Origin of the sequence: Microbacterium meiriae (genome assembly GCF_032364335.1) — a bacterium.
GTDB lineage: Bacteria > Actinomycetota > Actinomycetes > Actinomycetales > Microbacteriaceae > Microbacterium > Microbacterium meiriae.
Genome location: NZ_CP133984.1, coordinates 3,321,315 through 3,344,768 on the forward strand (window position 1 = coordinate 3,321,315; position 23,454 = coordinate 3,344,768).

Consider the following 23,454-nt stretch of genomic DNA (forward strand, 5'->3'; position numbering starts at 1 on the left):
ACGCCGGACGACGGACGCTCGGAATGCCTCAGCTCCGGTCGATCATCTCCGCGTACCCGTCCTCGTACGTCGGGTACACGAGGTGGCCGAGCACCGAACGCAAGAGCGTGCCGTCGTAGACGAAGCCGCTCGGCGCACTGCCGTCGTCGGGCGGTACCGGCAGACCGAGGCGGTCGGCGAGGAAGGTCATGACGTCTCCCAGAGGAGCGGGTGCCGCATCGACGGCGTGCACGAGCGCCGGCGGCTCCGGCATCCGTAGCAGCAGGTCGAGAGCGCGCACCAGGTCGGTCTCGTGGATCCGGTTCGTGCGGCGACGGTGGGCCACCGGAGCCCCTTCCCGGACCTTCCGGAGCAGGAACTCGCGCCCAGGACCGTAGATGCCGGCGGGTCGCATGACCACGGCGTCGAAGAGCTCGACGGCCGCGCGCTCTCCGTCGCGCAGACCGCAGCCGCGATCCGTGGTGGGCACCGGCTCGACCCGCTCGGTCACCGGCTCGGCGCCCCCGGCGCCGTCGAACACCCCGGTCGACGAGACGAAGAGCGTCCGCGCGGGCGGGGACGCCAACGCCGCCGCGAGGTGCGAGAGCGCCGTGCGGTACGACGACACGACCGGCCCGGGTGGCAGCGTCACCACCATCGCGTCGACCTCGGGCAGCGGCCCCGTGAGCGGGACGGCGAGGTCGGCGGAGAGCGCCTGCACACCGTCCGGGACCGCTCCGGCACTGCGGCGGAGGGCCACGACCTCACCACCGTCCCCGAGGAGCAGCGGGGCGAGCCGGGCGCCGAGTTTCCCGAAGCCGACGAGGAGGGTGCGGCGCGGCGGAGGCGGAGTGGTCATCTCCTCCACCCTCGCACATCGGTGCCGGGCGACGGACGTAGGCTTGATCGGTGACGGAATCGCAGGGACGGGTGTGGACGGGGGTCCTGCGCGTCGGCCCGCACCGCGGCGATCACCGGGTGGCCCTGCGCGCCGCGGTCAGTGTCGCCGTCCCGCTGCTCGTGCTGTGGGCCGTCGGCCGGCTCGACCTCAGCATCTACGCAAGCTTCGGCGCCTTCGCCGCGCTCTACGGCCGGCACGACGTCTTCCGCGACCGGATCCGCATGCAGGCGAGTGCCGGAGGCGTGCTGCTCCTCGCGATGCTGATCGGCACGGCCCTGTCGGTCCTCGCCGCCCCCGCCGTGCTGAGCATCCTCGTCGTCGCACTGGTCGCGGCGGCCGTGACGCTCCTCGCCTACGTCCTGCAGTGGCACCCGCCCGGTCCGCTGTTCACGGTCTTCGCGACCGGCGCATGCGCGACCATCCCCGCCACCGGCGCCTCCTTCGGCGCGGTCCTGCTCGTCGGCGGGGCGAGCGTGCTCTTCGGCCTCGCACTCACCGTCCTCGTCGCCGTGGTCACCCGGAGCACGGCGGAGGCGCCGCCGCGACGGCGCCCGTCCGTGGGCCCGGTCGCCGCCGAGATGGCCGCCTCGGTCGCCGTCGCGATCGTCGGTGCCGGAGTCGTGGGCCTGCTCCTCGGCGGCACTCACTGGTACTGGGCGGCGGTCGGCGCGGTGGCGGCAGTCAGCGGCGCGCAGCTCAACGCCCGCGTGATCCGCGGCATCCAGCGCCTCGTCGGCACGCTGCTCGGCGTGCTGGTGGCCGCCGGGATCCTCGCTCTCGACATGCCGCCTCTCGCCGTGATCGCCGTCGTGGTGGTCCTGCAGGGGACGGCGGAACTGTTCATCGGCCGCAACTACGGCATCGCGATGGTGTTCGTCACCCCGCTGGCCCTCCTGATGGTGCACCTGGCCGCACCCACACCGGTCGCCGACCTTTTGACCGATCGCGTCCTGGAGACGATCATCGGCGTCCTCGTCGGCACGATCGTCGCCGTCGCGTCGGCCGCGCTGCGCCGGCGGGGTCGGCGCCGCCCCTGACGACACGACGGAGCGCCGCACTCCGGAAGGATGCGGCGCTCCGGTCGATCGTGTCTACTCGGCGTCCGCAGCGATCTTCCGCGCGTCGTCGGCGTTGAGCACCCGGAACAGCAGCGCCGCGATGATCGCACCGGCCGCGGGAGCCACGATGTAGAGCCAGAGGGAGCTCCACGCGAAGTGCCCGCTGACCGAGAGGCCGAGCGCCACCGCGGGGTTGAATCCGCCACCCGAGATGGAGCCGACCGTCGCCGCACCGACGAAGACGGTCGCACCGATCGCGAGCCCGTAGAACGAGTTGCCCGCGGTGTCCTTCGAGGTGGCGGAGTTCAGCACGACCCAGACGAGGATCAGGGTGAACAGCGCCTCGACGAGGAACGCCGGGCCGACCTCGATGACCATCGCCTTCTCCCCCGCCGGCCAGACGGCGAGAGCCACGAGAGCGGCGAGCGCCCCGCCGGCGAACTGCGCGACGAGGTAGGACATGAAGTCGGCGACGCTGAGCCCGCCGCGCAGGAACACGCCCAGCGAGACCGCCGGGTTGAGGTGGGCGCCGGAGATGTGGCCCGTGGAGTACACGAGCACCATCAACGTGAAGCCGATCGCGAGCGGGGTGAGCGGGCTTCCGCTGTTCACCGCGGCGATGATGGCGAGGACGAAGAGGAACGTGGCGATCGCTTCTGCGAGCGCCTTACGAGGTGTACCGATCATGAGAGTGTCCTTCTGTGGGATCGCAGGCGGCCCCCGTCTCCCCGGAACGGTCCGGGCGACGACCCGCCTTGCGGCACTGAGGATAGCGCGCGGTCGTTTCGTGCTGGCTCATTGGCGGCGGGACTGTCAAGCCCGTCGCCCCACCGGCTTCCGGGCCGTAGCGTGCAAGGATGACCGCCCAGACCGAGCCGCGCGCCGAGACACCCACCCGGCTGCGCCGCGCCATCACCGGCCCCCTCCTGTTCGCGTTCATCCTCGGTGACGTCCTGGGCGCGGGAATCTATGCGCTCATGGGCGTGCTGTCGGAGGACGTGGGCGGTCTGCTCTGGGCACCGCTCGTCCTCGCCCTCCTTCTCGCCATGCTCACCGCCGGCTCGTATGCGGAACTCGTCACCAAGTATCCGCGCGCCGGCGGCGCCGCGGTCTTCGCCGAGCGCGCGTTCCACAGCCCGCTGGTCTCCTTCCTCGTCGGCTTCAGCATGCTCGCGGCGGGTGTGACCAGCGCGGCCGGTCTCGCCATCGCCTTCGCCGGCGACTACCTCAGCACCTTCATCGACCTGCCGACCATCCCGGTCGCGATCGTCTTCCTCGCGATCGTCGGCCTGCTCAACGCCCGCGGCATCCGCGAGTCGATGGGCGCGAACCTCGTGATGACGGCGATCGAGCTCAGCGGCCTCGTCATCGTGATCGTCGTCGTGGCGGTGTTCGTCGGCGGCGGGGGCGGCGACCTGTCCCGGGCGACGCAGGTGCCGGAGGGGGCGAACGTCGCGCTGGCGGTGCTCTCCGGCGCGGTGATCGCGTACTACTCCTTCGTCGGCTTCGAGACCTCCGCCAACATGATCGAAGAGGTCAAGGACCCGCGGCGGACCTATCCCCGCGCGCTGTTCGGAGCACTCCTCACCGCGGGCGTCGTGTACGTACTCGTCGGTATCGCCAGCGCCGTCGCCCTGCCGGCGTCCGAGCTGCAGGAGTCCAGCGGTCCGCTGCTCGCGGTCGTCGAGGCCACCGGGGTCAGCGTCCCGTCCTGGCTGTTCAGCCTCATCGCCCTCATCGCGGTCGCCAACGGTGCGCTGCTCACGATGATCATGGTCAGCCGCCTCACCTACGGCATGGCGGAGCAGAACCTCCTTCCGTCGGTGCTCGGGCGCGTCCTGCCGAAGCGGAAGACCCCGTGGGTCGCGATCCTGACCACGACGCTCGTGGCGATGGGCCTCACGCTGGTCGGAGACCTCGCGACCCTCGCCGAGACCGTCGTGCTGCTGCTGCTCGTCGTCTTCCTGAGCGTGAACATCTCGGTGCTGGTCCTGCGCCGCGACAAGGTCGAGCACGACCACTTCCGCGTGTGGACGTTCGTCCCGGTGCTGGGCATCGCGTCCTGCATCCTGCTGCTCACCCAGCAGCGTCCGCAGGTGTGGCTGTTCGGCGCCATCCTCCTCGCCGTCGGCGGGGTGCTCTACGCTGTCGCCCGATGGACCCGCAATCGATCGAAGACCGCCGACACGAAGGAGAGCCATGAGCACGCCTGACAACACCGCTGACGAGACGTTCGAGGAGAACCGTCACGACCAGCTGACCTCCGCTCCCGATGCCACGGAGGCCGACGCCGCGCCGCGCGTGGACGTCTCGGAGCACGACGGCAACACGCGCATCGACATCCGGGATGACGCGGAGGTGCGCCCGGGCCCCGGTCCTGGCATGCCGGAGGCCGACGGCGAGGACTGATCCGGCGCCGTCGGGCGCTACAGCCAGCCCTTGCGCTTGAACGCCGCGTAGAGCCCGACGCCCATCGCCACCATGAGCAGCACCGCCATGGGGTACCCGAGTGCCCAGTGCAGCTCCGGCATGTGGTCGAAGTTCATGCCGTAGACGGTGCCGACGAGCGTCGGAGCGAAGAGGATCGCCGCCCAGCCGGAGATCTTCTTCACCTCATCGTTCTGGCGGATGCTGAGTTCCGTCATCCGTCGCATCTCGTCGTTCTGGCGTCGCGCGACGATGGTCGACTCGACCGTGAGGGCGTTGTCGAGGACGGAGCGGAAGGTCGTCGCCTTGTCGCTCACGCGCAGGGTGTGGTCGAGGACGTCCCGCAGGTACCGCTGGAGCTCCTCGCTCACGCGGTACTTCTCGGATCCGCGGAGCAGCGCCTCGAGCATGCCGGTCAGCGGCTGCGTCGCCCGCTGGAAGTCGATCACCTCGCGACCGAGGTCGTAGATCCGCTGGGTCGCGTCCGCGTCCTCCTCGAAGAGCTGACCCTCGATCTCGTCGATGTCGTTCTCGAGTCCGGCGAGAACCGGTGAGTACTCGTCGACGACCTCGTCGAGGATCGCGTAGAGCACCGCCTCGGGGCCGTGGGCGAGCAGAGCGGGATCGGCCTCGAGCCGGCGACGCACGCGGCCGAGGTCCGGCGACTCCGCATGACGGATCGTCACGACGAAGTCGGGTCCTACCAGCACGTGCACCTCGCCGAACTCGACCTCCTCGCGCTCGTCGAGATAGCGGGCGGGGCGGAGGACCATGAACAGCACGTCGCCGTACCGCTCCAGCTTGGCGCGCTGGTGCCCGGAGAGCGCGTCCTCCACGACCAGCTCGTGGATGCCGAACTCGTCAGCCACGGCGCGGATCTCCTCGGGGCTCGGCCGATACAGACCGATCCACCCCATGCCCCGTCGTTCGCGGATCCGCTCGAACGTGTCGTTCAGGCTCTGCGGGTTCTCGGTGCGCACGCCATCGACGTAGACGGCGTTGTCGACGATCGCCATGCGGACCTCCTGCTCGTCGAAGACGCGCTCAGCCGGCCGGAGGGACGCACGCGAGCGCGGCGTTCGCGATGGCCGTGTGATACTGCTCGGCCGTATAGGGAAGACCGAACTCCGGAGCCGTCTCCCCGGCCGCCGCGGGAGCCTTGGAGGCGATCGCCGCCAGCTCCCAGGAGAGTTGCTGGGCGAAGCGCGCACCGCCCGTGGAGTCGTTCAGCACCACGGCCACCGTGAAGCCGGTCGTCGGGTCGGAGTACGCCGCCGTCGCGTAGCCGGGAGTCCAGCCGTGCTGACCGATCATGGAGCCGACGATGTAGGCGCCACCGGTCGCCTGGTACCACGATGGTGCCTTGTCGTACGCGGGGAGCGGCGACGCGAAGCGGTCCGGCTCGTCCTTCGTGCGCAGCACCTGCTTGGCCTCGGCCTGCATGTACCGCCCGAGGTCGGTGATTGTCGACACCACACCCGAATCGGTGAAGCCGGTGCTGGAGGACATCGTCGTGATGTCGACGGGCGCGGCGCAGGTGAAACCGCCCTCGACGGCTCCCATGTAGTGTCCGCTGAGCGACGCCCCCTCCGACGGCGGTGCCGCAGCGGGCGACGGCAGCGAGGTGTCGGCGAGCTCCAGCGGCTCGGTGACGTACTCGGCGATCAGTTCGCGCGCGCTCATCCCCGAGGCGCGCTCCAACGCGAGGCCGAGGAGAAGGTATCCGGCGTCGGAGTCGCGGAACGTGCTCTGCGGAGCGACGCGCGCGCGGCCGAGACCGTAACCCGCGAGCTCGAGGGGCGCCCAGACCCGCTCCGGGGTGTTCAGCCACGCGCTCTTGACCGTCGCCTCGGACGAACCGGCGCCACTGGTTCCGTTGCACAGATCGAGGAGAGTGACATCGGCCATGTCGGCGACGCCCGAGACGTACTCCGGCACCTTCGCGTCGAGCTCCACGGTGCCCTCGTCGGCGAGCGCGTAGAGGACGTCGCAGGTCATCAACCGGGTGATGTCGGCGATGCGGAACGACATGTCGGTGGAGAGCTCGCCGCCGTCCGCCTTGTCCTGTGTGCCCGTGGCGGCGACCCAGGTACCGCTCCACGGCACCCAGACCCCGACGATCGCCCCGCTGGCCCCGGAGGCCGCGAGCGCGTTGTCGACCGCGCCCTGCAGCGCCGCGACCGTGTCGTCGGGAAGCGTGGCGTCGACCTGCGGGGGTGGCGTATAGCTGAAGGAGCCCTCGGAGGAGCATCCGGTGAGGACGAGACCGAGAACGGCCGCCGTGGCCGCTGCGGCGCGCCACCGGCGCGACGAGAGAAGCTGCATGTGTGGGAACCCCCGAAGACGTGTCCCCTGAGTCTAGAACGCGGATGCTGAAAGTCGGCCCCGCGTGGCGTCGTAGGGTGTCCCTGTGCCCCATGATTTCGATGCCGACGTGATCGCCGCCGTCCTCCGCCACATGAACGGCGACCACACGGACGACAACCTCCTCATCGCCCGTGCCTTCGCCGAACCGTCCGCGGAGGCGATCGACGGGGCGGTGATGACCGGCTTCGACGGGCAGGTCGGGGTCTGGGAGATCTCCCGCGGTGGCTCGACGTCGGAGCTCCGTGTCCCGTGGCCCGGCGGTCCGATCACCGAGCGCCGGGAGGTGCGCCGCGAGGTCGTGGCCCTGTACGACGCGGCCTGCGCGCGCCTGGGCATCGAACCGCGTCCGCACGACTGAGTCGTCCCGCGCGGTTCGGGCTTCCGCCCAAGGTTAGGCTGCCCTTACACTGAAACCATGCCCGAGATCCTGTCCTTCTCCGCCGCCCTCCGCGAGCGCTCCTCCGGCTCGCACTCCCGCAGCGAGACCGCCGGCTTCATGTCCGATCTACTCAAGGGCGAAGGGTCGCGCGAGGACTACATCGCCCTGGTCGCGCAGCACTACTTCATCTACGACGCCCTCGAAGGCGCGGGAGAGCGGATGCGTCAGGACCCGGTGGCCTCCGTGTTCCTCAGCGACAAGCTCACGCGCCTCCCCGCGCTCGAAGCCGATCTCGCCTTCCTCCTCGGCCCCGAGTGGCGCGAGCGGATCGCACCCCTGCCCACCACACAGCGCTACGTCGACCGCATCCGTCAGGTGGGCGCGACGTGGGCGGGCGGGTTCGTGGCGCACCACTACACCCGGTACCTCGGCGATCTCTCCGGCGGCATCTTCATCGGGCGGGTGATGGCGCGGCGCTTCGGCTTCGAGACCAACGGCATCGGCTTCTACCTGTTCGACGACATCGCCGACCCCTCCGCCTTCAAGGACGTCTATCGCGAACAGCTCGACGCCGCTCCGTGGGACGAGGCGGAGCGCGAGCGCGTCATCGACGAGGTGCTGCTGGCCTACCGCTTCAACACCGAGCTCTTCGAAGACCTCGACCGCGCCCGCGCCGCCGCCTGACCCGGCAGCGACCTCAGGTCCTCGGCAGCTCCGGCGTCGAGGCCGCGAGCCACGCATCGCGCATGAACCGGCGCACGTCCTCATCCACGCGGATGTCGCTCGGCCGCAGCGGACGGGAGAGGTACAGCCCGTCGAGGGACGTGAGCCGGCTCAGCGCGACGTAGGTCTGCCCCGGCGCGAAGGCCCCGGAGCCCAGGTCGATCACCGCCCGATCGTAGGTCTTGCCCTGCGACTTGTGGATCGTCACGGCCCACGCGAGCCGCAGCGGGAACTGGGTGAACTCGGCGACGACGTCACGGGAGAGTTTCTTCGTGTTCGGGTCGTAGGCGTACCGGAACCGCTCCCAGACGGCCGGCTCGACGTCGACCTCCTCGCCGTCGATCTCCACGCGCACGGTCCCGCCGAGGATCCGGGTCACCGTCCCGATGGTGCCGTTGACCCAGCGCGGCGGCTCTCCGGTCATCGCGGTGTCGTTGCGCAGGAACATCACCTGCGCCCCCACCTTGAGCTTGAGCTCGGACTCGGCCGGGAGAGAGGCCTCGCCGCGGCCGAAGTCGCCGTTGACCTCCGCTCGCGCGGTCTGCTCCTTGCCGGGGAGCGCGGCGAGATGCCGGCTGTTGATGCTGTTCACGATGTCGTTGCGGGTGGCGAGGGTGATCATCGGCACCTCGCCGGGCTCGGGCTCCGGAGGGGTGCGCGCGCCCTGAGCGTTGAGGATCCCGGCGATCTCCGCCGTCACCCGTCCATAGCGGACGGCGTTGAGCATGGACTTGAAGCCGTCGTCCGACTGGCGGTGGATCTGCACGAGCTCCCGCACGTGCAGCTCCGCCCGTGTGTCCACCTCGAACAACGCCCCCTGGGTCTCTTGAGTCCCTGAGCCTGTCGAAGAGCCTGTCGAAGGGCCCGCCCACACCTTCGCGTCGAAGAACCAGAACGACCGGTAGTGATCCTTCACGTACCGAGCCTCATCGCCCCGGGGCGGGACCGGAGCGAGCTGATAGGGGTCGCCGAACATGACGACCTGCACACCGCCGAAGGGCTCTCCCCGCCGCCCTCTCGCCTGCCGCAGCGACCGATCGATGGCGTCCATGAGGTCGGCGTTGACCATGGAGATCTCATCGATGACGAGGGTCTCGATCGCGTTGAGGATGCGTCGGGTCGCATCGTTCTGATCGATGTCGCCGTCCCCGATGAGGCCGATCGGGAGGCGGAACAGGGAGTGGATCGTCTGCCCCTCCACGTTCAACGCTGCGACGCCCGTGGGAGCGCAGATCGCGATCTGCTTCTTCGTGTTCCAAGCGAAGTGCTGCAGCAGCGTGGACTTCCCGGTGCCGGCGCGTCCCGTGATGAACACGTGCTCGCTGGTGTCCTCGATGAGCCGGAACAGCTCCTGCTGCTCCTCGGACAGGGCGGGAAGGGACACGGTTCTCACAGGGCTGACGGGGCGGACACGGGGCGCTCCCCCATGCTACGTGCCCCGTCCGGGACGGGGCCGCCGACGCTCGGCGTCCCCCCAGGACGCCCTCCTAGACTGACCGGCATGGAGCGGGCCGGGACGCGCGCGCCCCGGCGGTCTCGCCTGGGCGCCGATCTGGCGATCCTGGGCCTCATCGGCGTCCTCCTGCTGGCCGCGATCGGCGCGGGCGGCGCGACGCTCTACCGGCAGTTCTACGGCCCGTCGGCGTTCGTGGTCCGCTATCTCGACCTGCTCTCCGAGGGGCGAGCCGCCGATGCCCTCCGCGTTCCCGGTGTCGCTATCGACCGGGAGACCCTCGATGACGCCGGGATCGACCCCGCCGCGTCCGAGGCGATGCTGCGCCGCTCCGCCCTCGGTCCGCTCAGCGACGTCGAGGTCGAATCCGAGGAGCCCTCCGGCGACGGCACCGCGGTGACCGTCAGCTACCGCGCCGGCGGCCACTCCGGCACCACCACGTTCCACGTCGCGCAGGACGGCTGGGCCGGCGTCACACCGAACTGGCGGTTCACGACCAGCCCCCTCGCCGTCGTCGAGCTCACGGTGCGCGGAGCCGACCGGTTCTCCGTGAACGGGTTCGAGGTCGACCGCCGCCAGGTCTCCGCCGCCGGGCCCGCGGCGTTGCCCCTGGAGCCTCTCCCGCTGCTCGTCTTCACCCCCGGGCTCTACTCCGTGACGGTCGACACCGCGATCGCGGAGTCCACCGGGCACGGCGTGCTCGCCGACGAGCCGCTCGCCGTGACCCCTCTCGACGTGCAGACCGAGCCGACGGAGGAGTTCGTCGACGTGGTCCAGGAGCGCGTCGAGGAGTTCCTCACCGCGTGCACCACGCAGGAGGTGCTGCAGCCCACCGCGTGCCCGTTCGGCCTGCGCGTCGAGAACAGGATCGCCGCGCCGCCGAAGTGGTCCATCGCCCAGCAGCCCGAGATCATGGTCGCGCCGTCCGACGACGGTCACTGGCAGATCCCGGCCACCGACGCCGTGGCGCACGTCGAGGTCGAGATCCAGTCGCTCTTCGACGGCTCCGTGGAGCCGGTCTCCGAAGACGTGCCCTTCCGGGTCAACGGCTCCATCGCCATCCTCCCGGACGGCTCGGCATCGATCCGCGTCGGCTCCCCGGACGATCCCGTGAAGTGAGACCGGTGCCCGGTCAGCGGCGCTGGCGCTCCGCCGCGCGCTGATCCCGGGCCGCGAGGTCGGCGAGCCGCGCGTTGTACTCCTCCAGCTCGGCATCGCCGGTGCGATCGGCATGCCGGTCGCGACGACGCTGGAGCTTGGTGTCGCTCCGGCTCCACTGGATGGCGACGGTGATCGCGAGGATGAGCGTCGGGATCTCCCCGATCGACCACGCGATGCCCCCGCCCACGTACTGGTCGGTCATCGGGTCGGCGCCCCAGTCGCGCCCCATCGCACCGAACCAGTCGGCGACCATGAGCCCCTCCTGCATCATGATCGCCATGCCGAAGAACGCGTGCATGGCCATCACGGCGATGAGGGTGATGAGCCGGCCGGGGTACGGCAGGCGATACGGCACCGGGTCGGCGCCGATCAGACTCATCACGAAGAGGTACCCCGAGATCAGGAAGTGGGCGACCATCCACTCGTGCCCGAGGTGCTCGAACATCGACCAGCGCACCAGGTCGGTGAAGTAGAACGCCCAGAGGGACAGGATGAAGATCGCCGCCGCCACGATCGGGTGCGTCACGACCCTCGCGAACGGCGAGTGGACGGCCCACATGATCCATTCGCGGCCGCCGCGGGTGCCGTCGTCGCGCTTGTGGATGGCGCGCAGCGCGAGGGTGATCGGCGCCCCGGAGACGAGGAGCAGCGGGATCGCCATCGAGAGCATCATGTGCCCCAGCATGTGCACGCTGAAGAGGTACTCCTGGTACGCGTTGATGGGTCCGCCGGTCACCCACACCAGCAGGAGCAGACCGAGCACCCAGAACACGGTGCGGTGGATCGGCCAGCGATCGCCGCGCAGCCGGAGCCGGCGCACGCCTGCGAGATAGAAGAAGAGTCCGAAGCCCGCCGCGACGAGCCACAGCACGTCGATGTCCCAGGCCGTGAACCAGCGCTCCAGAGTGAGCTCCGGCGGCAGCAGCGACCCGGTGAGGATCTGCGCGGGTGTCTGCGCGAAAGCGGCGACCTCTCCGGTCGGCGGCGGGGTGCGCGCGAGCGCGGCCGCCGCACCGGAGGCGAGGCCCATGAGCGCCACCTCGCCGAGGACCAGAGCCCAGAACCACCGGGAGGCGCGGGCCCCGCTCAGCTTCGGGATCAGCCGCGTGCGGTACCAGGCGCCGAGCAGCCCCATCCCGACGAGGAGGACGGCCTTGACGACCACGATGAGGCCGTAGGGGGTCGTCCACACGGCCTCCCAGCTCCCGACGGCCACGATCGACCGCGTGAAGCCGGAGAAGGCGACGACCGCGAAGGCCGCGATCGCCAGGGACGAGTAGCGGCCGACGAGCCGGGGGAGGTCGAGCCCCTGCTGCCCGCGCAACAGCACGAGAAGGAGCAGCCCGCCGAGCCACGCCGCCGCGCCGATGGTGTGCAGGAGGATCGAGTTGACGGCCATGTTGTGTCCGTCGAGGTCCCCCGCGTGCCCCTGGGTCGCCAGCGGCAGGAAGGACACCGCGGCCAGCAGGGCGGTGAGCAGCGTGGGTGTCCAGGTGCGCCAGGCGAACGCGAGCACCGTGATGACGGCGCCCAGGATCGTCGTGATCAGCCACGACTGCCCCAGCGGGAGCTCGAGCAGGAAGCGCCCGAGCTGCGAACCGAACTCGCGCTCGATGCTGAGCTGCGGGTTGAAGGCGGCCATGAAGGAGAAGAACCCGGCGAGCCCGGCGGAGACGGTGAAGACGGCGGCGCCGATGGACGCGATGTTCAGGGCCGTGTCGAAGATGCGCTCCCCCGCCCGCAGTCCGAAGAGCGCCAGCACGAGGGAGCCGAGCATGACGGCGCCGGCGATGTTCATCACGAGCTTCGCCAGCGGAGTGCCCCACAGCACCACCGGCCCTGGGTCCTGCAGCAGCGGCGGGTTCGCCCCTCCCCCCACCAGGAGCGCCCAGACCAGAGCGGCTCCGGCTGCGACGAGGAGGATCACGATGCCGGCGAGACGGTACGCCGACGTCGGGCGCGGCGTCTCGGTGCGGGAACTCACCCCTCCAGCCTAGGCGCGCGCAGCAGGGAGAACGCACGAAGGCCGCCCCCGGAGCGGGGGCGGCCTTCGAACGGGTGCGGTCTTACTTGACGGCAGCCTTGAGCTTGGAGCCGGCGGTCACCTTGACGCGCTTGCCGGCCGGGATCTTGATCTCGGCGCCGGTCTGCGGGTTGCGGCCCGTGCGGGCGGCCGTGTCGACCTGCTCGAACGAGATCCAGCCCGGGATGGAGACCTTGCTGCCCTTGGCGACGGCGTCGGAGACCGTGGCGAACAGCGAGTCGAGGACACCGGAGACGGTGGCCTGGCTCTGGCCGGTGGCGGAAGCGATGCTCGCGACGAGCTCGGTCTTGGTGATGGACTTGTCAGCCATGTCATCCTCCAGCGACGAAGGACCGTCGCATCGTGTGTGGGTGCGAGGAGCGGGTGCTCCCCGTTGGTCGTGTGACCGCCTCGAATGTACCAACGGCCACCCGGATTTCCGCGTCATTTCGCGGGTTTCGACCGATTTCCCGGCGTGTCGCGTCACATTGGCCACTCGCGTCACACGTTTTCGGGCGCCCGCTCGCGGGTTCAGGCCGCCGCGCGGCATCAGGCACTCCCTGGCATACGCGCCTGACCCGGCGTGATCGCCTGCGTTCCCGGGCATGCAAAAGGGGCGAGGATCCGAAGATCCCCGCCCCTTCTCGCTGGGTGCTTACCAGCTCGACTTGGTCACGCCGGGCAGCTCGCCACGGTGCGCCATGTCACGGAAGCGAACACGCGAGATGCCGAACTTCGTGAGGACACCACGGGGGCGGCCGTCGATGACGTCGCGCGAACGCACGCGAGCCGGCGACGCGTTGCGCGGCAGCTTCTGCAGGCCGACGCGGGCGGCCTCGCGGGCCTCGTCGGTGGCGTTCGGGTCGACCAGGGTCTTCTTCAGCTCGGCACGACGCTCGGCGTAGCGCTCGACGATGACCTTGCGCTGCTCGTTGCGCGCGATCTTGCTCTTCTTAGCCATGGATCAACGCTCCTCTCGGAATTCGACGTGCTGACGGATGACCGGGTCGTACTTCTTGAGCACGAGGCGGTCGGGAGTGTTGCGGCGGTTCTTCTTGGTCACGTACGTGTAACCCGTACCCGCCGTCGAACGCAGCTTGATGATCGGACGGACGTCCTGAGCCTTCTTGGCCATTAGAGCTTCACACCCTTCGCCTGGAGGTCCTTGACGACGTTCTCGATGCCGCGCACGTCGATCACCTTGATGCCCTTGGCGGACACGTTGAGCGTGATCTTACGACCGAGCGAGGGCACGAAATAGGTCTTCTTCTGCACGTTCGGGTCGAAGCGACGCTTCGTCCGGCGGTGCGAGTGCGAGACGTTGTGACCGAAGCCGGGAACAGCTCCGGTCACCTGGCACACTGCTGCCATGATGATGACTCCTTCATTACCGTGAGACCGGACGGTCTCACCCAAGATCCCTTGTCTGCACGCCGCCCCGCATGCCGATCTCTCGGCGGAAGAAGGGGGAGCACACGAACTGCGCACAGGAGCGTGCGCAGACGAAGAGTCAGTCTAGCACGGCTCCGAGCAGCCGCTCGAATCGCCTGAATGGTCCCATCTCAGCCCGAAACGCCGCCATTCGCGCGACTCGAAGCGTCGGCGGCACCCCGACCCCACCGGAACGCGGACACCGTGGGGTCGCCGGGGATCCAGAAGCGCCAAGGGAACGCGTCCGTGCCGGCGATGCCCGCCACCCCCACCCGCGGGCCCTGGGCCACGTCGACCACGGGAGGGCCGAGCCACAACTCCGCCCTGGCGTCTTTCCGCTCCTCGCCGGTGATGGCGTCGATGCCGTCGTGCAGGGAGTGCCGCAGTCCCGCGGCCTGTCCGAGCCGTCCGGGCCCACGCGCGAGGTCCCGCCGAGCGGTGCGGCCGAGCGGGAGGACCGCACGCCGTCGCCGGGCCGCCTCCTCCACCCCGGTCACGATCTCCCCCGCGCGCAGCAGCACCCCGTCACCCTGCCCCTCGGGACCGCAGGCCACGTTGACGCAGGAGTGGATGCCGTGACTCAGGTACACGTAGAGATGGCCCGGCTCGCCCCACATCGTGGCGTTCCGGGCGGTGCGGCCCATGCGGGCGTGGGACCCCGGGTCCGCCAGCGCTCCGGTGCCCTGCCCGTGATAGGCCTCCACCTCGGTGATCCGCACGCGCACCTCCACCGGGCGACCGTCCTCGACGACCACGGTCCGCAGCTCCGCGCCGAGGAGGGTCGGCGCGACCTCCACGGCGGAGCGCATCACGTCGTCGCGGGTCGCGCGCCGCAGCGCCAGGGGCCCCGTCATGTCAGAACCGCGGCGCCGTCTGGCACCAGGACGCGTCGAAACCGGTCAGTGCGACGATCTCGTCCCCCGTCTTCATGTCGATGAGGTGCGTCTCGAGCTTCTCCGGCAGCGGCAGCAGCATCCCGTCGTAGGCGTTGTCCGCCATGTCCGGCGCGATCACCACCGCGGCGTACTGCCCGCTCGGCGACGCACAGGCCTGGAGGATCGAGTCGGCCGAACTCACCTCGACCAGCGGCGTGGCCGCGCCGGAGTCGTCGACGCGGATGACGGCCTGACCCACCGGGAGGCCGCCCTCGTCCCTGGCGACGACGTGGCGCAGCGTTCCACCGGGGAACGGCGTGATGGAGGTCGCGGTGCCGTAGTCCGGCTCCGACGCCGCGAGCGGCTCCTCCGATCCGTCCGCCAGGTCGAGCTCCACCACCGATCCGTCCAGTCGCTCGACGATCGCAGTGTAGGTGCCGCGGGAGATGCCCTGGATCGTCGTGGCGAGACCGAGGGACTGCACGCCGGTGTCGGCCGACTGGTCCACGAGGGACAGCGCTCCGTCGAAGTCGATGAACAGGACGGCGGCGCTGTCCGGCACGAACTGCCACACGAAGACGCTCACCTGCTTGTCCCCGACCTCGATGATACGGGGCTCGTCGTCGCCGCTCAGCGACTGGGTGACGAGCACGCTCGCGCGCCCCTCGGTATCGCTGAGCTCGCGATCGGAGTAGCTGTAGCCGACGAGGTTGCCGCGTTCGGACACCTGGATCGCGCCCACGTAGCCTTCGCCGGGGAGGGGGAGCTCGCGCTGGTCGGAGCCGTCCCTGTCCATCACGAGCAGCCGCGACTGGTCGTCATCCTCGACCGCGGCCACGAGCTGCGTGGACGTGGCCCGGAAGTCGTCGATCCGCGGGTGGGAGAACACCGGCTGCGCGTTCTCGCCGCTCAGGTCGGTGCGGAAGATGATGTCGTCGCCGTCGGGGTCGCGGCGCAGGAGGAAGATCGACGACGCCGGGGTCTCGAAGGATGTCGTCAGATCGGCGGCCGGTCCTCCTCCCGCACCCGTCACGTCGGAGACGGTCACCGTGTAGGTCGTGTCGTCGTCGAGGGGCACCGTGAAGCGCACGCCGACGCCCCGACCGGCGGCATCGACCGTGAACGGCACGGACGGCTCGACCGTGACCTGCTCGGGGTCGATGGCGGAGAGCGGCTGATTCGCCGTGAGGATGACGCGGCTCCCTGAGGATTCGATGGCCTGGGCGGCGTCGACCTGCACATCGGTCACCCGGGGGCCCTGGAGCAGGCTGACGATTCCGAGTCCGGTGCCGACGAGCACGAGCACTCCGACCACGGCACCGATCGTGACGAGGAAGCGGCGGCGGGACCACGGCGCGGGCGGAGGCGCATCGTCGTCGGCGGGGAGGTCGGTGGTCGGCGTCCAGCCCGGATCCGATGCATCTCCCGGTTCGCTGCTCGCCGCGGGGGTGGACGCCGGCCCCGCGGGGGTGAACACCGGCTCGGGCGCCTGCGGGATCGCGGGGACGCCGGCGGCCGCATCGGGAGCAGCGCGCTCCGCCGCCTCACGCTCCGCCGCCTCACGCTCCGCCGCCTCGCGCTCTGCCGCCTCACGCTCCGCCGCAGCTTCGCGATCGACGGCGGCCTGCTCGGCGGCGACCTCGGCGGCCATCCGCTCCACGGCCGCACGTTCCGCCGCGACCTGCTCCGCTTCAGCCTGCTCGGTGGCCGCGCGCTCTGCGGCCGTCTGCTCCTCGGCGGCGCGCTCCTCCGCTTCCCTGGCAGCGCGCAGCTCAGCGCGGGTCCGCGGGACGGCGGGCGGCTCCGGCCGCTCGTCGTCAGTACTCATACGGGTCCTTCGGCTCGTCGATCGCCACGACATCGGTCGGCTCGATGTGCAGGGAGCCGTTCTCATCCGCACGGACGGTCCCGGTGATCTCGACCCATTGTCCGGTCTTGTACGCGTCCGCGTCGACGCTCACCGGCAGCGCCGCCGTCTGGGCGTCGATGACGCAATGGGTGATCACGAGCCGGGTGAGGTTGACGCCGTCGCCGTCGCCCGGCGTGACGAAGCCCTGCAACGTGACGTCGGCCCCGTCGTAGGCCGTGGTGTTCGTCGCGGCGGCGAAGACGCTCGCCCAGTCGCCCACGCCGAACGTCGACGTGTCCGCGACCCCGAGGGCGACCGTGTCGGCGCCGGCGAACAGTGCGGTCTCCTCCCCGGCGCGCGACATCGCGAGCTCGACCGAGAGCGAGGCGGGAGGCAGGACGAGTGCGGAGACGACGACCCCCGTCGCCACCACACCGCCGGCCAGAGCACCGACCCCGGCGAGGGTCCGGCGCGACGGGACGGAGGGGCGCTCGCTCTCCTCAGCGGAGGAGTGCTCCGACTCCGCAGATCGGGCGGAGGAGGGACCGTGGTCGTGCCCGTGATCCTCCTCCGCGCCCAGGGGCAGCGTGCACGACCAGACGGCTCCGGCGAGAGTGACCACGGCGGCAGCCGATGCGAACCACACCGACTCCGGGCTGATGTAGAGGCTGAGGCGGTCGGTCACCGCGAGGCCGAGGGTGACGACGGCGACGACGGAGGCCAGACCGATCCCCAGCCACCGGGTCGCGAGGGCGCGCGTGCGGACGGAGAGCTCAGGCAAGGACGTTCACCCCGATCCCGATCGCGAAGGCCGACGCCAGCACGACAGCGGTGATCCCGACGAGCGTCCGGGTGGTGAAGGTCGTGCGCATCAGCGCCAGCATCTTGATGTCGACGAGCGGCCCGACCAGGAGGAACGCCACGAGGGCCCCCGAGGAGAAGGTCGACGCGAACGACAGCGCGAAGAAGGCGTCGACATTGGAGCAGATCGCCACGACGATCGCGAGCAGCATCATCGCGACGATGGACAGCACGGGGTTGGCGCCGATCGTGAGCAGGACGTCGCGCGGGATGAGGACCTGCACGGCCCCCGCCAGCGCGGAGCCGATCACGAGCGCCGGCATCACGGCCCGCAGCTCCACGAGGAACTGCGTGAGGCTGCGGCGCACGGGAGTTCCCGGCTCGTGGGTCACGCGCTCGCACGTGTCGACGAAGCGCTGGGTGAGCAGCGACTCCGGCGAGGGGTGGCGGCTGTAGATCCAGCCGATGAGGTTCGCGATGAGGTAGCCACCGACGAGGCGGGCGACGAGGATGCCGCCGTCCCATCCGAATGCGGCGTGCGTCGTGAGGATCACGATCGGGTTCACGATCGGCGCCGCGATGAGGAAGGTCAGCGCTTCCGCGGGGGCGAGTCCGCGCATCATGAGTCCGCGGGCGAACGGGACGTTCCCGCACTCGCAGACCGGGATGAGCATGCCGAGCAGGGAGAGCACGGCGCGGCGGGCCCAGGCGCGGCGCGGGAGCCAGCGGTGGATGACGTCCGCCGGGAGCCAGACCTGCACGACGATCGACAGCAGCACGCCGAGCACCACGAACGGCAGCGCCTCGATCAGCACGCTGAGAGCGAGTGTCAGACCGTCCTGCGCGCGGGTGGGCAGCGAGGCGGGGAAGAGGGTGGGGAGGAAGGCGTCGATGAGGAACAGCGCCGCGACGATCACGGCACCGATGCCGACGGCGATCCACGTCGAGCGCGGCGAGGGCGCTCGACGGTGCGTGTGGCCCGGACGGGTGGCCGTTCGTGCCGGGGCGGTCACGCTGTCGCAGTCCTCTCGGCGTCGCGCTTGTTCGCGCAGGGGGTGCACAGTCCGAAGATGTCGACCACGTGCGCGGCCTCGGTGAAGCCGTGCAGGGCGGCCGTGCGGTGCGCCCACTGCTCCACGTCTTTCGCCTCGATCTCGACCGTGAGGCCGCAGGACCGGCAGATGAGGTGGTGGTGGTGGCCCTGGGTGGTGCACGCCCGGTAGAGCGCCTCCCCCTCGGGGCTCTGCAGCGAGTCGGCATCTCCGGCCGCCGCGAGTCCGGCGAGGGCGCGGTAGACGGTGGCCAGGCCGATCCCCGTGTTGTCGTCGCGGAGCGTCGCGTGCAGGCTCTGCGCGCTCACGAAACCGCGGGCGTCGGCGAGCGCTTCGCGCACGCGTTCGCGCTGCCAGGTGTTCCGCTGAGCCATGCCATCGATTCTAGGCCGCCGGGATCGGCGAGGGCTGGGAGCGCCCCCACCGCGGATTCGAGTCGCCCGATCGGCGGCATCTGCGGCCGAAATGGAGCGAAGTGCGCGACTCGAAGGGGGTCAGACGCGGGTGACCCGGGAACGGACGCGCTGCACGATCCAGCACACGACGTAGATCGTGAAGGACAGGGTCGTGATGTAGGGGCTGACGGGCAGGGTGCCGGCGAGCGCGAGGAGGATGCCGCCGACGGCCGAGACGAACCCGAACAGCGCCGCCAGCACGGGCACCGCGACCGGGCCCGCCGTGATCCGCATGGCCGCAGCGGCCGGTGTCACCAGCAGCGCCATCACCAGCAGTGCGCCGATGATGTGCACGCTCACCGCGACGATGAGTCCCAGAAGCACCATGAACAGCAGGCTCACGGTGCGGGTGGGCACTCCGCGGGCTGCCGCCGACTCCGGATCGAGCGAGTCGAAGCGCAGCGGATTCCACATCACGAGCAGGCCGAGCAGCACCACGAGGCTGATGCCGACGAGCCAGCCGAGGTCGGGACTCGAGACCGACACGATCTGCCCCGTGAGGAGGCTGAACCGGTTGGCGCTGCGGCCGTCGTACAGCGACAGGAACAGGATGCCGAGACCGAGGCCGAACGGCATGAGCACGCCGACGATCGAGTTGCGGTCCCTGGCCTTGGCGCCGAGGACCCCGATGAGGATCGCCGCCACGAGGGCTCCGCCGAGTGAGCCGAGCACGACGCTGCCGCCGAACAGCAGCGCCGCCGCCGCTCCCGCGAAGGAGAGCTCGCTCACCCCGTGTACCGCGAACGCGAGATCGCGCTGCATGACGAACACCCCGATGAGACCGCCGACGAGCCCGAGCACGGCGCCCGCGATGATCGAGTTCGCGAGCAGGGCGACGAGCTCGCCATAGTCCTGGAAGGAGAAGATGTCGTCCCAGCCGACCATGGGGACGAGAGCGGACGCGACGGTCATGCGGCGCCCCCGTGCTCGTGGTCATGGTCGTGGTGCGGCTCCGCATCGGGGACGCCGACCACGACGAGCCGGTCACCGGCGCGGAGCACGAACACCGGGGTGCCGTAGAGATCCGTCAGCACCCGGGTCTGCAGCACCTCCTCCGGGGTCCCGAGGAGGAACCGGCCGCCGGCGATGTAGAGGATGCGGTCGACGCGGTTCAGGATCGGGTTGACGTCGTGCGTGACGAAGAGCACGGCGGCTCCGCGCTCCCGACGCTGCCGATCGATGATGTCGGTGACGGCGACCTGGTTGGCGAGGTCGAGGTTCGACAGCGGCTCGTCGCAGAGGAGCAGCGCGGGTTCGTCGGCCAGCGCCTGCCCGACGCGGAGGCGCTGCTGCTCTCCGCCGGAGAGGAGGCCCACCCGGCGGTCCGCGTACGAGGTCGCCCCGACAGCGGCCAGCAGGGCGTCGACCTTCGCCCGGTCGCCACGGTGCGGGACCGGGAAACCGAAGCGGCTGCCCTGCACGCCGAGGGCGACGAGATCACGGGCGCGCATGCTCGTGTCGGGAGCGAGCGAGCGCTGCTGAGGGATGTAGCCGATGCGGGCGTTCCCGCGGTGCACGGGCTCGCCGGCCACGCGGATGCTCCCGCGCGAGAGGGGCTGGAGTCCCAGGATGCTGCGGAGGAGCGTCGTCTTCCCGGATCCCGACGGGCCGAGCACGGCGATGAACTCCCCGGGCTGCACCGTGAGGTCGAGTCCCGACCAGAGCTCGCGGTCGCCCCGCTGCAGGGCGCCGTCGGCGATCTCGAGGACCGGGCCGGTCTCCCTCGCGGGTCGCTGAGCCTGTGAACGGGCTCCGCTCACGACTGGACGGCGGCGGCGAGGCTCTGGATCGCGTCACTCATCCACTCAGAGTACGACGATCCGTCCTCGAGCAGCTCCGTGAACGCGACCACGGGCACCTCGGCGTCCTCCGCGGCCTTCTCCACGCGCTCCGTCTCCGCGCCGCCGGTCTGGGCGTTGGTGAGCACGGCGGTCACATCGCCGGACCCGACGACCTGCAGCGCCTCGAGCAGCACGGCGGGCGCGACATCACTGCCCTCCTCCACCGACTCCGCGAAGCCCTCTGGGGTGACGTCGGTGAGCCCGGCGGCCGTGGCCAGGTATCCGGGCAACGGCTCGGTCATGAACACCGTCGCACCGGCGGCGTCCGCCTTGATCGCCTCGAGGTCGCCCTCGAAGCCCTCCAGCTCCGCGACGAGCTCGTCCGCGTTCGTGCGGAACGTGTCGGCGCCGTCGGGGTCGATCTCGGTGAGCTCGTCGGCGATCGCCTCGACGACGTGGATCATCGTGTGCGGGTCGAACCAGACGTGCTCGTTGAAGCCCTCGATGTGGTCGTGGCCGGCGTGCTCGTCCTCGCCCTCGGCGTGCTCGTGATCGTGCGGCTCGTCCGTCGCCGCCTCGTCGTGATCGTGGTCCTCGCCCTCGTCGTGACCCTCGTTGCCCGGGTAGTCGTGCGAGAACTCCACCGCGGTGACGACGTGCGGGTCCTGCGCATCCTGCAGGAGGCTGTCGATGAACGCGTCGTAGCCGCCGCCGTTCTCCACCACGAGATCGGCCTTCTGCAGCGTGAGACGGTCGCGGGCACTCGCCTCATAGGAGTGCGGGTCCTGGGTGACCGAGTCGATGATCGCGGTGACGTCGACGCGGTCCCCGCCGACCTGCGCGGCGATGTCGCCGTAGACGTTGGTGCTCGCGACGACCGTCACCGCGCCGTCATCCTCCGCCGCGCCCGGGGTGGTCGAGCATCCGGCCAGCGTGAGGGCGGCGACGGAGGCGAGCGTGAGGGCGAGGACGGGCTTCTTCATGATTCCCACTCTAAACGCTAATGAGAACCATTATCAAACCGGCGTCCTCGCCCCGACTCTGCAGTCAGTTCGCGAGCGCCCCCGGGGCGATCCACGCCGTGGCCTCGCCCGGCAGCACGGAGCCGTCGAGGGGCATGGTCGACAGCACGGCATCGTCGGCCGCGGCGCCCAGATCAAACGGAGCGATGCCGAAGTTCGTCACGACCTCCCACCCGTTCGGGCGGCGGAACCGCAGCACGTCCTCCCGACCCGTGTCGACCCACTCGAGCGTCTCGCCGGTCTGCAGCAGTCGCCGGAGACGCAGCGCCTCGCGGTACAGGTTGAGGGTCGAGCCGGGATCGGCGTCCTCCACCTCGACCGCGTACTCCGCGAACCAGGCAGGCTGCGGCAGGTGCGCGCCGGCCGCGCCGAAGCCGTATGAGCTGCCGGACGCCGTCCACGGCAGCGGTACGCGGCAGCCGTCGCGCCCGAGGCCGTCGAAGTCCGCGCCGCGGAAGAACCCGGGGTCCTGGCGCTGGTCGGGGGTGATGTCCGCGACCTCGTGCAGGCCGAGCTCCTCGCCCTGATAGAGGTAGGCGCTGCCGGGCAGGCCGAGCAGCAGCAGCGTCGCTGCGTGCGCCCGACGCAGACCGCCTTCCCGATCGAGTCCCTCCTCCGGGCCGCCCGCGCGCACCCACTCGGTTCCCTGCTTGACCGCGCGTCCGCGCAGCGGCGGCAGGCCGTAGCGGGTGGCGTGCCGGGTCACGTCGTGGTTCGAGAGCACCCAGGTCGTCGAGGATCCGGCGGCCTGCGCCTGGGCGAGGTTGTCGGCGATGATGCGCTGGAAGTCCGCCGCGTCGAAGTCGGCGACGAGCAGGTCGAAGTTGAACGCCTGTCCGAGCCCCTCTGCGGAGGCGTACTTCGCGCGGCGCTCCGGGGTCTCCACCCACGCCTCCGCGACCGCGGTGCGCGGCGGGTCGTACTCGTTGAAGACCGCGCGCCACTGGGCGTAGATCTCGTGCACGTCGTCGCGGTCGATCATCGGGTGCGTGCCGGAGGTGCGGTCCATCGCGTCGAGCTCGGCACGCGACGGCAGCGGCTCGGTGAGGTCCTTCGTCAGCATGTGGGCCACATCGATGCGGAACCCGTCCACGCCGCGGTCCGACCAGAAGCGGAGCGTTGTGAGGAAGTCCTCGCGCACCTCGGGGTGGTCCCAGTTGAGGTCGGGCTGCTCGACGGCGAAGTTGTGCAGGTACCACTGGCCGTCCGCGACGCGCTCCCAGGCGCTGCCGCCGAAGACCGAGACCCAGTCGGTGGGCGGCTCCGCGCCGTCGGGACCGGTGCCCTCGCGGAAGATGTAGCGCTCCCGGGCGGCCGAGCCGCGGCCGGCAGCCAGCGCCTCCTGGAACCAGGCGTGCTGGTCGGAGGTGTGGTTGGGGACGATGTCGACGACGACGCGGATGCCCCGCGCGTGCAGCGCCTCGACCATGGCGTCGAAGTCGTCGAGGGTACCGAGGCGGGGGTCGACGTCCCGGTAGTCCGCCACGTCGTACCCGCCGTCGGCGAGTTCCGACGGGTAGAACGGGCTCAGCCACACCGCGTCGATGCCGAGCTCGGCGAGGTAGTCGGCGCGCGACACGATGCCGGGGATGTCGCCGAGGCCGTCGCCGTCGGCGTCCGCGAAGCTCCGCGGATAGATCTGGTACACGGCGGCCTGACGCCACCAGGTCGCGGTCTTGTCGTCTTCGCGGGTCGCGGTGAGCAGCGAATCGGTCAT

The 23,454-nt window shown here is 70.6% G+C and carries 25 protein-coding genes; 6 read left to right on the plus strand and 19 right to left on the minus strand.

Features of this window, described 5'->3' with window-relative positions:
• Positions 1–28 precede the first annotated feature (28 nt).
• On the minus strand, positions 29–838 hold the full coding sequence (locus RI211_RS16195; RefSeq protein ID WP_315636643.1) for a Rossmann-fold NAD(P)-binding domain-containing protein: 810 nt from the start codon (positions 836–838) through the stop codon (positions 29–31).
• A gap of 50 nt (positions 839–888) precedes the next feature.
• Between RI211_RS16195 and RI211_RS16200 the strand changes: the two genes are divergently transcribed.
• Positions 889–1,917: an FUSC family protein gene (locus tag RI211_RS16200; RefSeq protein WP_315636645.1), complete on the plus strand. Its 1,029-nt coding sequence runs from the start codon at positions 889–891 to the stop codon at positions 1,915–1,917.
• A 54-nt stretch (positions 1,918–1,971) separates the two neighbouring features.
• Here RI211_RS16200 and RI211_RS16205 read toward each other — a convergent pair whose 3' ends face one another.
• A complete protein-coding gene (locus RI211_RS16205) occupies positions 1,972–2,625 on the minus strand; it encodes an MIP/aquaporin family protein (protein WP_315636647.1) in 654 nt (217 codons plus the stop codon).
• A gap of 170 nt (positions 2,626–2,795) precedes the next feature.
• Between RI211_RS16205 and RI211_RS16210 the strand changes: the two genes are divergently transcribed.
• Together RI211_RS16210 and RI211_RS16215 are read left to right on the plus strand one after the other, a co-directional pair.
• Positions 2,796–4,151, plus strand: coding sequence for an APC family permease (locus tag RI211_RS16210; protein WP_187662678.1), 1,356 nt, complete (start codon positions 2,796–2,798; stop codon positions 4,149–4,151).
• A complete protein-coding gene (locus tag RI211_RS16215; RefSeq protein ID WP_187662679.1) occupies positions 4,138–4,347 on the plus strand; it encodes a multidrug transporter in 210 nt (69 codons plus the stop codon). Before RI211_RS16210 ends, RI211_RS16215 begins: the two co-directional genes overlap by 14 nt.
• A 17-nt stretch (positions 4,348–4,364) precedes the next feature.
• On the opposite strand, the gene corA is transcribed toward RI211_RS16215, so the two are convergent.
• Positions 4,365–5,381, minus strand: a complete 1,017-nt coding sequence (corA, locus tag RI211_RS16220) for a magnesium/cobalt transporter CorA (protein ID WP_187662680.1) — start codon at positions 5,379–5,381, stop codon at positions 4,365–4,367.
• Between the two features lie 28 nt (positions 5,382–5,409).
• A complete protein-coding gene (locus RI211_RS16225; RefSeq protein WP_315636650.1) occupies positions 5,410–6,690 on the minus strand; it encodes a serine hydrolase domain-containing protein in 1,281 nt (426 codons plus the stop codon).
• A gap of 85 nt (positions 6,691–6,775) precedes the next feature.
• Between RI211_RS16225 and RI211_RS16230 the strand changes: the two genes are divergently transcribed.
• Positions 6,776–7,090, plus strand: a complete 315-nt coding sequence (locus RI211_RS16230) for a DUF2470 domain-containing protein (protein WP_232089122.1) — start codon at positions 6,776–6,778, stop codon at positions 7,088–7,090.
• Between the two features lie 57 nt (positions 7,091–7,147).
• Positions 7,148–7,795 (plus strand): biliverdin-producing heme oxygenase, encoded by a 648-nt coding sequence (locus tag RI211_RS16235; RefSeq protein ID WP_060922936.1) that lies wholly within the window; start codon positions 7,148–7,150, stop codon positions 7,793–7,795.
• 13 nt (positions 7,796–7,808) lie between these two features.
• On the opposite strand, the gene RI211_RS16240 is transcribed toward RI211_RS16235, so the two are convergent.
• Entirely contained in the window at positions 7,809–9,218 is a 1,410-nt protein-coding gene (locus tag RI211_RS16240) for an ATP-dependent DNA helicase (RefSeq protein ID WP_315636655.1), read from the minus strand.
• Between the two features lie 117 nt (positions 9,219–9,335).
• Between RI211_RS16240 and RI211_RS16245 the strand changes: the two genes are divergently transcribed.
• On the plus strand, positions 9,336–10,406 hold the full coding sequence (locus RI211_RS16245; RefSeq protein ID WP_187662683.1) for a hypothetical protein: 1,071 nt from the start codon (positions 9,336–9,338) through the stop codon (positions 10,404–10,406).
• A 13-nt stretch (positions 10,407–10,419) separates the two neighbouring features.
• Here RI211_RS16245 and RI211_RS16250 read toward each other — a convergent pair whose 3' ends face one another.
• The 14 genes from RI211_RS16250 to RI211_RS16315 all read right to left on the minus strand — a co-directional run bounded on the left by RI211_RS16250 (position 10,420) and on the right by RI211_RS16315 (position 23,454).
• Entirely contained in the window at positions 10,420–12,432 is a 2,013-nt protein-coding gene (locus tag RI211_RS16250; RefSeq protein WP_315636658.1) for a bifunctional copper resistance protein CopD/cytochrome c oxidase assembly protein, read from the minus strand.
• 82 nt (positions 12,433–12,514) lie between these two features.
• Entirely contained in the window at positions 12,515–12,802 is a 288-nt protein-coding gene (locus RI211_RS16255; protein WP_017203554.1) for an HU family DNA-binding protein, read from the minus strand.
• A gap of 324 nt (positions 12,803–13,126) precedes the next feature.
• On the minus strand, positions 13,127–13,432 hold the full coding sequence (gene rpsN / locus RI211_RS16260) for a 30S ribosomal protein S14 (protein WP_017829734.1): 306 nt from the start codon (positions 13,430–13,432) through the stop codon (positions 13,127–13,129).
• Positions 13,433–13,435: 3 nt separating this feature from the next.
• The gene (rpmG, locus tag RI211_RS16265) at positions 13,436–13,606 is read right to left on the minus strand and encodes a 50S ribosomal protein L33 (RefSeq protein ID WP_017203558.1); all 171 of its coding nucleotides are present in this window, start codon (positions 13,604–13,606) and stop codon (positions 13,436–13,438) included.
• A complete protein-coding gene (gene rpmB, locus RI211_RS16270; RefSeq protein ID WP_017203559.1) occupies positions 13,606–13,842 on the minus strand; it encodes a 50S ribosomal protein L28 in 237 nt (78 codons plus the stop codon). The genes rpmG and rpmB overlap by 1 nt, the downstream gene beginning before the upstream one ends.
• A gap of 191 nt (positions 13,843–14,033) precedes the next feature.
• Complete coding sequence (locus RI211_RS16275; RefSeq protein WP_315636662.1) at positions 14,034–14,756, minus strand: DNA-3-methyladenine glycosylase; 723 nt, start codon at positions 14,754–14,756, stop codon at positions 14,034–14,036.
• A 1-nt stretch (position 14,757) separates the two neighbouring features.
• Positions 14,758–16,605 (minus strand): Ig-like domain-containing domain, encoded by a 1,848-nt coding sequence (locus RI211_RS16280; RefSeq protein WP_280613442.1) that lies wholly within the window; start codon positions 16,603–16,605, stop codon positions 14,758–14,760.
• Positions 16,595–17,407 (minus strand): TIGR03943 family putative permease subunit, encoded by an 813-nt coding sequence (locus RI211_RS16285; RefSeq protein ID WP_187662685.1) that lies wholly within the window; start codon positions 17,405–17,407, stop codon positions 16,595–16,597. Before RI211_RS16285 ends, RI211_RS16280 begins: the two co-directional genes overlap by 11 nt.
• Positions 17,400–18,440: a permease gene (locus RI211_RS16290; RefSeq protein ID WP_060923446.1), complete on the minus strand. Its 1,041-nt coding sequence runs from the start codon at positions 18,438–18,440 to the stop codon at positions 17,400–17,402. The genes RI211_RS16285 and RI211_RS16290 overlap by 8 nt, the downstream gene beginning before the upstream one ends.
• Positions 18,437–18,853 carry a Fur family transcriptional regulator gene (locus tag RI211_RS16295; RefSeq protein ID WP_187662687.1) on the minus strand — a complete coding sequence of 139 codons (417 nt, stop codon included), beginning with the start codon at positions 18,851–18,853 and terminating at the stop codon, positions 18,437–18,439. Before RI211_RS16295 ends, RI211_RS16290 begins: the two co-directional genes overlap by 4 nt.
• Positions 18,854–18,973: 120 nt before the next feature.
• The gene (locus RI211_RS16300; protein ID WP_370428264.1) at positions 18,974–19,846 is read right to left on the minus strand and encodes a metal ABC transporter permease; all 873 of its coding nucleotides are present in this window, start codon (positions 19,844–19,846) and stop codon (positions 18,974–18,976) included.
• On the minus strand, positions 19,843–20,694 hold the full coding sequence (locus RI211_RS16305; RefSeq protein ID WP_085605185.1) for a metal ABC transporter ATP-binding protein: 852 nt from the start codon (positions 20,692–20,694) through the stop codon (positions 19,843–19,845). Before RI211_RS16305 ends, RI211_RS16300 begins: the two co-directional genes overlap by 4 nt.
• Positions 20,691–21,698: a metal ABC transporter substrate-binding protein gene (locus tag RI211_RS16310; RefSeq protein ID WP_315636668.1), complete on the minus strand. Its 1,008-nt coding sequence runs from the start codon at positions 21,696–21,698 to the stop codon at positions 20,691–20,693. The genes RI211_RS16305 and RI211_RS16310 overlap by 4 nt, the downstream gene beginning before the upstream one ends.
• A gap of 64 nt (positions 21,699–21,762) precedes the next feature.
• Positions 21,763–23,454, minus strand: a complete 1,692-nt coding sequence (locus tag RI211_RS16315) for a glycoside hydrolase family 13 protein (RefSeq protein ID WP_315636669.1) — start codon at positions 23,452–23,454, stop codon at positions 21,763–21,765.